Origin of the sequence: Photorhabdus akhurstii (assembly GCF_019090985.1) — a bacterium.
In the GTDB taxonomy this organism is placed as follows: Bacteria; Pseudomonadota; Gammaproteobacteria; order Enterobacterales; family Enterobacteriaceae; genus Photorhabdus; species Photorhabdus akhurstii.
Genome location: NZ_CP020335.1, coordinates 726,377 through 736,213 on the forward strand (window position 1 = coordinate 726,377; position 9,837 = coordinate 736,213).

Annotated in this window: 3 protein-coding genes and 1 pseudogene; all 4 read right to left on the reverse strand. The window is 51.0% G+C overall.

Annotated elements, in window-relative coordinates; translation table 11 throughout:
• Positions 1-121: 121 nt before the first annotated feature.
• Positions 122-562, reverse strand: coding sequence for a DUF6392 family protein (locus tag B0X70_RS03140; protein ID WP_246593422.1), 441 nt, complete (start codon positions 560-562; stop codon positions 122-124).
• A complete protein-coding gene (locus B0X70_RS03145) occupies positions 562-3,786 on the reverse strand; it encodes a hemagglutinin repeat-containing protein (RefSeq protein ID WP_246593423.1) in 3,225 nt (1,074 codons plus the stop codon). Before B0X70_RS03145 ends, B0X70_RS03140 begins: the two co-directional genes overlap by 1 nt.
• 209 nt (positions 3,787-3,995) lie before the next feature.
• Positions 3,996-4,520 (reverse strand): hypothetical protein, encoded by a 525-nt coding sequence (locus B0X70_RS03150; RefSeq protein ID WP_236548281.1) that lies wholly within the window; start codon positions 4,518-4,520, stop codon positions 3,996-3,998.
• A 1,074-nt stretch (positions 4,521-5,594) separates the two neighbouring features.
• Positions 5,595-9,312: pseudogene (locus B0X70_RS25885) on the reverse strand (hemagglutinin repeat-containing protein); the annotation flags it as partial.
• Positions 9,313-9,837: the final 525 nt, after the last annotated feature.

A 9,837-nucleotide genomic window follows, 5' to 3' on the forward strand; every position in this document is an offset into this window, starting at 1 on the left:
ATCTGATGAAGTGGTGCCTATTTTAATGTGAAAAATGCTTACTGTAATTCTTCAATAGAACTTCCCCCTACTTGTTGGGTGTCCAACTTTCGGGGGACGGTTCAATTGGCCGGGATTAATACTATTTAAGCATTAGAGAAAGCTTACTTATAAAGTTTCTCTTATTGAATTCAATATGTAATATGTAATTATCTCTTACATATTTTACCCATCGGTTAATGTATCCCAACAGCATATCTGGTTTGCCTCCCCCACTTGAAGTTGGTGTTCCCATGATTTCAATAATTTCTAAGTCCTTTCCCTTTAGTTTTATACCTTCTGGTAGCTCGCCGATATAACCAGTAAAGCCTTCACTAGGTTCTATAAAGAAAGTAATTTGATCTAGAATATTATTCTCTAGCAAAAGTAAAATTCCTGAACTATAAAAAGAATAATAAATTCTTTCTTCTAAAATGTCAGGGGAAACATCTGGCATCTCATTAATTTCTTGAGCTAATAAAACAAAACGACGATCAAGCTTCGAGCATCCAAGCAAAGCTATAATTTCTTGTAATTTCAACATTATTTCATTACTCCTTTACTTTGATTACGTTCTACGATCTGTCGTACCGCATCATCAACTAATTTAGGGTCATAACCACGTTCTATCATATTATGTCTCAAAGCTTCGGTATCACGGCATACAGCACCACAAAGATCCTGTGCGTCTTTCTGAACTTGAACTGGAGTGTTTTTACCTCCATAAGTCGGGCTAGCTTTATGTGCATCCCGTGGAATTTCAACAGCCGTTGCATTTTGATATAAAGTTTTTTCCTCTGCGGGGGTTAGCTTTCTTCCCAATTCATTTTCTTTTGCTTTTCTAAGTGCTGCAAATGACGGAATATGATCATGCTCTAGTCCATCCCCGACGACTGCACGAGATTTTAATTCCTTGTAGGAGCCAACGTCGAGCGCCTTAACAGCTTGGATATCATCACTGGCTTTGTTAATTAACTTAGAGGCTTCGGCAACATCCCCTTTTGCCAAGGCTTTTTCTGCCGCTTTGATGGCTTTACCTGCGGCATCACCTGCAACAGGTACCAAACCGACAACTGCTGCTAGATAGTCTATCGCACTCTGGGCTTCCGCAAAGCTCTTGATATCACCGGCAATCGGAACGAAATCAATTCCGAAAGAAGTTGCTCCTTTAAAGAGTTCTGCCCGGTAAGCATCTATTTTGGCCGAACAAGCATCAGAACTAAGCCCCGCACAGTGCTGTACTTTAAGCTCGGCCTCTGCCGCTACAATCTGTTTTAACGCCTTTTGGTATTTGTCAGTCTGTGATTCGCCAGATAACTGACGTTCGACAATATCACTCAGTGCATTATTCTCCACCGCATTCTTCCCGGCCTGGGCGCCGGTAACGGCGCTGCCGGTGGAGTCACCTGCAATGCCGCCTGCCAGCCCTGCCGCCAGGGTGGAGAGGGTGCTGATGGTCTGTTTTTCCTCTTCACTTAAGTCACTGACTTTAACATTTTCACCATGAATATGCTTCATCAGTTCTCGCGCGGCCAGTTCACCGGAAGCTGCTCCTGCCGCTCCCGCCAGCGCATTGTTACCGCTGACTTCGGCGGCCACTGCCCCCAGAATGGCATGGGCCAGAGTATTGGTGACGACATCGACTTGATGGGTTTTCGGGTCGGTAGTCAGGTCTTTAATCACCCCGGCCAGGTAAGGGGAAGCGCCACCTGCCAGCGCCTGACCAATATTTCCGCCCGCGAGTCCCTGAATAGCTGCGGTAGCCGCCTGTAAAGCGGTGTGGTATTTCCCTCCGGTGCCAAGACCGGACTCATTCAATGCCTGGTTATAGGCGGTTTTGTAAATCTGGTCTTTAATTTGCTCAGGCGTAATGTTAGTTTTGCCTGCGTTTTCCAGTTTCTTTCGGGCCGCTTCTCTATCCGGGTCACTGATATTCTCCAGTTTGGCGTGGGCCGCTTTGGTGGCGATAATTGCTCCTTCAGTACTGGCGATGTCAATCACCTGCGCACTGATTTCGCCAATCAGTTGGGCCTGTCTCAGCCGTTGTTGCTCTTTCTCTTTGTCAAAGATAGGACTGAGAGCATTGTTGGCATGGTCGGTATCCCGGCTCAGGGTGGTGATATCCTGTTGCTGGCTGTCTTTATCCCGGATAATCAGGGTGCCGTCACTGACCGCGGCATGGGTGGTGCTTTGGGCGTGGCCTTCCCGGTTAGCGCCGCCCAGGGTATTGGCCGCCATATTACTGAGTAACATGCCGCCTACTGAGCCGCCAGTGCTGATACTCACGCTATGGTGTTCGGTTTTAAAATCCGCTTTGTTTTTGATGTCGTCAAAGCCCAGAGTGCCGGTATCGAGGGTGTTTTTGTCTTTGTCTGCGGTACTGGCAATGACCGCGCCGTCAAGCTGGGTGTGTTCACCCACTTTGACTTGATAGCCGCCTTTACCGGCAAACAGTCCGGTCTGCTCTTGTACGGAGTCAAAGTTGCTGTGGATTTTGTCGCGGCTGGCGCTGAGGTTCAATGAGCCGCCCGGTTGTGGGCCGAAAGTGGTACTGTCGCTGGCACTGACATTCTGCTGCTTCATATCGTAGCGGTTACTGTCCTGCTCGCTGCTGAGTGTCAGGTGGCGTTTGACGTCGGCGGCAATCTGTTCGCCACTGACCTGAGCGCCTTTGAGCGTCGCGTCCCGACCGGCGTTGAGGGTGACGGTTTGTCCCGCATCCAGCGTAGTTTCATTATGGCTGACGCCGTTGCCGCTTTCACTGCCTTTACCGCGGTTGGTACTGACGGAGAGATTGATACCCGTGCCCCCCGGTCCGGCAGTTAAACCGACGCCCAGTGAGCTGCCGCGACTGCTGTTTTTACCGGTGGTCTGTTCGGTGTTCTGGCTGGATGAGAGCTGGATATCCCGGCTGGCATTGAGTCGCAGGTCTTTACCCGCCTGCAACTGGCCGCCCTGAATACGGATATCTCCGTTCTGGTCTGGCGTGCCGGAAGCGGTGAGGGTGAGATTATCCCCGGTCATCAGGCTGCTGCCCTGTTGAGTGGTCTGGTGCTGTTTCAGTTCTGACCGGGAGGACTGGCTGCCGTAGGAGAGGTTGACGCCCACCAGATTGTTGTTGGCTTTGTCGCCACCGCCTTTAGCGTCGGCCAGTCGGGCTGCCTGGACAGCCTGTACTCCGCTAAGGGCGGCTTTGGTGCCTTGTAAGGCTTTGATTCGGCTGTCACTTTCACTTCTGGCCGCCTGAACTGTTTGAACGGCGGAATTCAGGGCCCCGCCTGCGGTGCCGGACAGCGCCACGGTCAGGCCGCTTTGTTTCTGTTCGGTTTTGGTGACAGCGGTGTGGCTGTTTTCCGCACTGGTGATGTTAATATTTTGACCGGAAAGTTGCATATCGCGGCCCGCCACCACATCACTGCCGTGAAGGTTGAGCTGTTTTCCGGCGCTGAATGTTACACTGCCCTGACTGCTGCCTACTGTGCTGCCTTTGTTGAGGTTGCTGTCGATGTCGGTAGTGGATTTTTGGCTGGCTTTGCCGACGGTGAAGCCGATACCGCCGGTGCCCATCAGTCCCGATTTTTTCTCTTGCTTGAAGTGCGTTTCATGACGGGCTTCATCAGCGGTGGTAATGGTGAGCTGATTGCCTGCGGCCAGATTAACATCCTGAGTGCCTGCGACGTTACTGCCGATGATGTTTAGGTCATTCCCGGCCTGTACGGTCACGCTGTCGCCACTGAGCGTGGTGCTCTGCGCCCGGCGTTCATGCACTTCATCGTGGGTTTCGACGGAGGATTTGGAGAGTAAGCCCTTACTGGTCTGTTTGCTGTGTTCTATCAGGTCGGATGAAGCGGTGTCTACTTAAATGTGACAAATGCTTCCTGTACTTCTTCATGGAGAACTTCCCCCTACTTGTTGGGTGTCCAACTTTCGGGGGCAGTTCATTTGGCTGGGGTCTTTAATATATGACACTGAAAAAACTAGATGATAAGTAAATCACCAGAATAATCGACAGGTGCTTTGTACTTATAATTACGTGTTTCTGTATCTACCACACTTTTCAAGTAATCATTTAGGATTAAGCCCGTATCCTGAACAACTTCTTCGTTTTCATCATAACGATAAACCAAGTCAGGGTTATCTGATTCAGTTAATACGAAATAGTATTGAGTGTAACTTTCCACCGATATAAAAAATGGTCTTTGTTTAAGCAAATCATGGCGTTGAATCTCAGCTAACTCTTCTCTTAAGCCAGTTTGAAATAATAGGCTACCTCGAAGGGTTTTTTGCTCCCTGTAAAAAACTAAAGGGAAATCACCGAAAAGCCCGCCACTACAGCGTCCCATACAAATTAAAAAATCATACAGCTGACCTTTAACTTCAATATCATAAAGGCGTTCAATTTTCGAGATTTCTTCAGCAGAATAACCTCGCATATAGTTGATATCGATTTCTAGCTCAGGATAAACTGAGTGCAAATAGTTTATTAGTGCTTCATTAATCATCTTTTTTTCTACCTGTTGTACCTGTTGTACCGTGATAAATATTAATATTAAAATCTTTGTTATTCTCGGCAAAGCTTTGGCTTGTACTCCCACATCCTTTACACATTCCAGGAGAAATTGCAGATGTATTTTGGATAGAGATATTTACATCTGCTTTTTGTCCTTTGTAAGTATCCTGAATGTGACTGAATAATTTCTGTTCAGCGTGGTTTAAGTTAGTTTTACCTGCCTCAACTTCTACACTGGGTACGCTCTGACTGTCACTTTTAATTACCTTATAATTTACACCACCAATGTTTACAGTTGTAGGTGAATTACCAGACCAAGATTTACCACTCACTGATAAATAATACTCTGTTTTGCCATTGACAGTTACTGATCCCGCAGCATAACTAACTGCGGCATCATCCATTTGTTGGCGTGATTTGAGGTGAGTTTTAGTTTCTTGCCGGATCTTATTCAGATCTAACGCTGGATCAGGCGCTTGATTCAAATCATGAACACGGTAATTCCCTGTTGTTCCTTTGGTTGCATTAACTGGCTGGTTTACAGATGGGCTAGCTCCTTTTGTTTCCGCATTACCTTGTGATGTTTCTGATGCCCCCGAGCCTTTTGTACCCGTATTGTCTGTATCTTTTGTCGCAGGCTTCTTCCCGGCTATCCCCAGCCCAATCATCCCACTACTGCTGCCCACTTTTGGTATTATACCAAACTGTTCTGCGAACTCCTTGCCTTCAACAACCTTCTTTACCACATCTGGCAGCGACTGGTAAATCGCCTGGGCGCTTTCCGCATTTTCCGCCTGCACAAAGCGGTTTAATTGTGTCATCTCCTCATTGCTAAGGCTGGAGAAGAACGAAGTCCGGTTCAGGCCACTGGCGGCGTCTGTTCCCGAGTTCATCATTTCCCAGACGGACACCACACAGCCCGGGTTATGGGAGCAGTCATCCGAGACACCTTCCTGACGGTTTTTCTCGCTACGCTCCTTAAACTTGTCGTAAATCACCTGCTTGTTTGCGCCAGTCTTCTCCGCTTCCAGCAGTTCTTCTTTCAGTTCGTGGACATCTTTGGCTGTCAGGAAATTATTCTCCACCGCATTCTTCCCGGCCTGGGCACCGGTAACGGCGCTTCCGGTGGAGTCACCGGCAATGCCGCCGGCCAGCCCGGCAGCGAGAGTGGAGAGGGTGCTGATGGTCTGTTTTTCCTCTTCACTTAAGTCACTGACTTTAACATTTTCACCATGAATATGCTTCATCAGTTCTCGCGCGGCCAGTTCACCGCCCGCCGCTCCGGCCGCACCCGCCAGCGCATTGTTACCACTGACTTCGGCGGCCACTGCCCCCAGAATTGCATGGGCCAGAGTATTGGTGACGACATCGACTTGATGGGTTTTCGGGTCGGTAGTCAGGTCTTTAATCACCCCGGCCAGGTAAGGGGAAGCGCCGCCGGCCAGTGCCTGACCAATATTCCCCCCTGCTAATCCCTGAATAGCTGCGGTAGCCGCCTGTAAAGCGGTGTGGTATTTCCCTCCGGTGCCAAGGCCAGACTCATTCAATGCCTGGTTATAGGCGGTCTTGTAAATCTGGTCTTTAATTTGCTCAGGCGTAATGTTGGTTTTGCCTGCGTTTTCCAGTTTCTTTCGGGCCGCTTCTCTATCCGGGTCACTGATGTTTTCCAGTTTGGCGTGGGCCGCTTTGGTGGCGATAATTGCTCCTTCAGTACTGGCGATGTCAATCACCTGCGCACTGATTTCGCCAATCAGTTGGGCCTGTTTCAGTCGTTGCTGTTCTTTCTCTTTGTCGAAGATAGGACTGAGAGCGTTATTGGCATGGTCGGTATCCCGGCTCAGGGTGGTGATATCCTGTTGCTGGTTGTCTTTATCCCGGATAATCAGGGTGCCGTCACTGACGGCGGCATGGGTGGTGCTTTGGGCGTGGCCTTCCCGGTTAGCGCCGCCCAGGGTATTGGCCGCCATATTACTGAGTAACATGCCGCCTACTGAGCCGCCAGTGCTGATACTCACGCTATGGTGTTCGGTTTTAAAATCCGCTTTGTTTTTGATATCGCCAAAGCCGAGAGTGCCGGTATCGAGGGTGTTTTTGTCTTTGTCTGCGGTACTGGCAATGACTGCACCGTCAAGCTGGGTGTGTTCACCTACTTTGACTTCATAGCCGCCTTTACCGGCAAACAGTCCGGTCTGCTCTTGTACGGAGTCAAAGTTGCTGTGGATTTTGTCGCGGCTGGCGCTGAGGTTCAATGAGCCTCCTGAACCCGGACCGACATTGGCACTGATGCCGGCACTGACGTTTTGTTGCTTCATATCGTAGCGGTTGCTGTCCTGCTCGCTGCTGAGTGTCAGGTGGCGTTTGACGTCGGCGGCAATCTGTTCGCCGCTGACCTGGGCGCCTTTGAGCGTCGCATCCCGACCGGCGTTGAGGGTGACGGTTTGCCCCGCATCCAGCGTAGTTTCATTATGGCTGACGCCGTTGCCGCTTTCACGGCCTTTGCCGTAGTTGACACTGGCGGAGAGGTTGATACCCGTGCCCCCCGGTCCGGCAGTGAAACCGACGCCTAGTGAACCGCCACGACTACTGTTTTTACCGGTGGTCTGTTCGGTGTTCTGGCTGGATGAGAGCTGGATATCCCGGCTGGCATTGAGTTGCAGGTCTTTGCCTGCCTGCAACTGACCGCCCTGAATACGAATATCTCCGTTTTGGTCTGGTGTGCCGGAAGCGGTGAGGGTGAGATTATCTCCGGTCATCAGGCTGCTGCCCTGTTGAGTGGTCTGGTGCTGTTTCAGCTCTGACCGGGAGGACTGGCTGCCGTAGGAGAGGTTGACACCCACCAGGTTGTTGTTGGCTTTGTCGTCACCGCCTTTAGCATTGGCCAGACGGGCAGCCTGGACTGCCTGTACTCCGCTAAGGGCGGCTTTGGTGCCTTGTAAGGCTTTGATTCGGCTGTCACTTTCACTTCTGGCCGCTTGAACTGTTTGAACAGCGGAATTCAGGGCCCCGCCTGCGGTGCCGGACAGGGCCACGGTCAGGCCGCTTTGTTTCTGTTCGGTTTTGGTGACAGCAGTGTGACTGTTTTCCGCGCTGGTGATATTAATGTTTTGACCGGAAAGTTGCATATCGCGGCCCGCCACTACATCACTGCCGTGAAGTTTGAGTTGTTTTCCGGCGCTGAATGTCACACTGCCCTGGCTGCTGCCTACCGTGCTGCCTTTGTTGAGGTTGCTGTCGATGTCGGTAGTGGATTTTTGGCTGGCTTTGCCGACGGTGAAGCCGATACCCCCGGTGCCCATCAGTCCCGATTTTTTCTCTTGCTTGAAGTGCGTTTCATGACGGGCTTCATCAGCGGTAGTGACGGTGAGCTGATTGCCGGCGGCCAGATTAACATCCTGAGTGCCTGCCACGTTACTGCCGATGATGTTTAGGTCATTCCCGGCCTGTACAGTCACGCTGTCGCCGCTGAGCGTGGTGCTCTGCGCCCGGCGTTCATGCACTTCATCGTGGGTTTCGACGGAGGATTTGGAGAGTAAACCTTTACTGGTCTGTTTGCTGTGTTCTATCAGGTCGGATGAAGCGGTACCGGCATCTAGAGTGAGGTTGTTTCCGGCCCTTGCCGTCAGTCGCTGACCGGCGTTCATGTTAGCTGCGGTGGCATTGAGGTTATTGCCCGCTCGCAGGGCTAGGTTGCCGGCAGTGCTTATCTGGCTACCAACGTCATGTTGTTGTGTCAGATGGCGATAGTTGTCGCTCCCCCAGTCACTGTTTTCCGTGCGATGAGTACGCAGGGTGTCCAGAGTCAGATCGAGTCCCGCGGTTATCTCTGTCTGGCTGTCTTTGCCGGCATTATCGACTTCACTAGCGGTGAGGCGGATGTTGTTGAGGGCTTTCAACGACACGGCGCCGTTGTCATTTTGGACATAAATACCCGCCTGTCGGTCCAGCCAGCGGTCAGCACCTTCTCCGCGCAGGGTAGAGGTACTGATGATATCCCGGTTTGCCCGTGCGGAAACGTGGTCGTGGCCCCGAATTTGTCCGCCGAGGTTGGTGATGTCCTGCCGGGTGGTTAAATCCACTTTGCCGCTTTGGATAAAGCCGCTGTTGGTCAGATTGTTTGCTGTCAGTTTGGTGATTTCACGTCCGCTGATGGCGCCGCTGTTGGTGATATCTCCTCGGCTATTTATTGTCATGTTTTTGCCGGAGAGCAGGGCGCCGTTACCGGTCAAGTCGCCTTTATTCACGCGAGCGTAGACTTGTGGCACGGTCACGGTCTGTTTTGTGCCATCTGCCAGAGTCACGGTCCGGTTGGTCAACCAGATAATGTCTGAGGTGAGCAGTGCCATCTGTGACGGACTCAGTGCAATACCGGGGGTAAGTTGTTGCCGTTTGCTGAAAGCAACGCCAGCTTCCATTAGTGCTTTGAACTGAGTTTCATCGTTGTTGTGTCCGGCCAGATAACGCTGCCCGGTCAGTTGGGTGATTTGCTCACGCACTAGACGCTGTTCGTAGAACCCATCTCCCAGGCGTTTATGTGCCAGTGTCGGGTCAAGGGTTAACTGTTGTTGCATATAATCCGTACCCAGCCATTTTTTATACTGGGTGAATTTAGGGTCGGTTTCCACTAGGTAATGGCTGTCACTGCCCGGCTGTACGACAAACAGGCTGTTGTCCGGCAGGCGGGTGTCTGGGGCAACGATGCGGATAAGCGGTTCGATGCTTTGGCCTTGGACGGTATCAGACGGTAGTGCCAGTTCAAATTGTTGGCCGGTTGGTAACACCAGCGGGCGCTCATCTAATGTAACACTGTTTGGTAGGGTGACAGTGGCAGGGGGGAGTACCCGTTCAGTTTGTTGAACTGGTGGAAGTACCGGGTGTTCAGTGAGTTCATCTCTGTTTGGTAGTGCCACTGTGCCGGATGATAATATCTGCTCAGTCTGTTGACTGGTAGACGGAAGTGTGGGGTGTTCAGGCAGTGCGTCCCGGTTTGGTAGTGCCACTGTACTGGATGATAATATCTGCTCAGTCTGTTGAGCGGTAGGTGAAAGTAATGGGCGATCAGTCGGTATGTCCCTGTTCGGTAGTGTGATGGCGTTGATAGTGGCATTTGTGAACGTAACTTCACCGGCTTCTGCCATTCTTGAAGTCAGATTAATCCCGGTTGGTGCACTTTGAACACGGCTTGTTTGCCTGTCACCTATTGTTATGCCAGTAGAGTTTGGACGAGTATTGCCCTGCCAGGCTAGGGCTTTTAGGTCAATAGTTTCGACTATCGGTGCTGGGCGATAATCACTCCAGTCTTTTCCTTGGGA

Excerpts from the sequence above, each read along its gene's own strand:
- B0X70_RS03140 (WP_246593422.1), bottom strand. The coding sequence starts at position 562 with ATGTTGAAATTACAAGAAATTATAGCTTTGCTTGGATGCTCGAAGCTT.
- B0X70_RS03150 (WP_236548281.1), bottom strand. The coding sequence starts at position 4,520 with ATGATTAATGAAGCACTAATAAACTATTTGCACTCAGTTTATCCTGAG.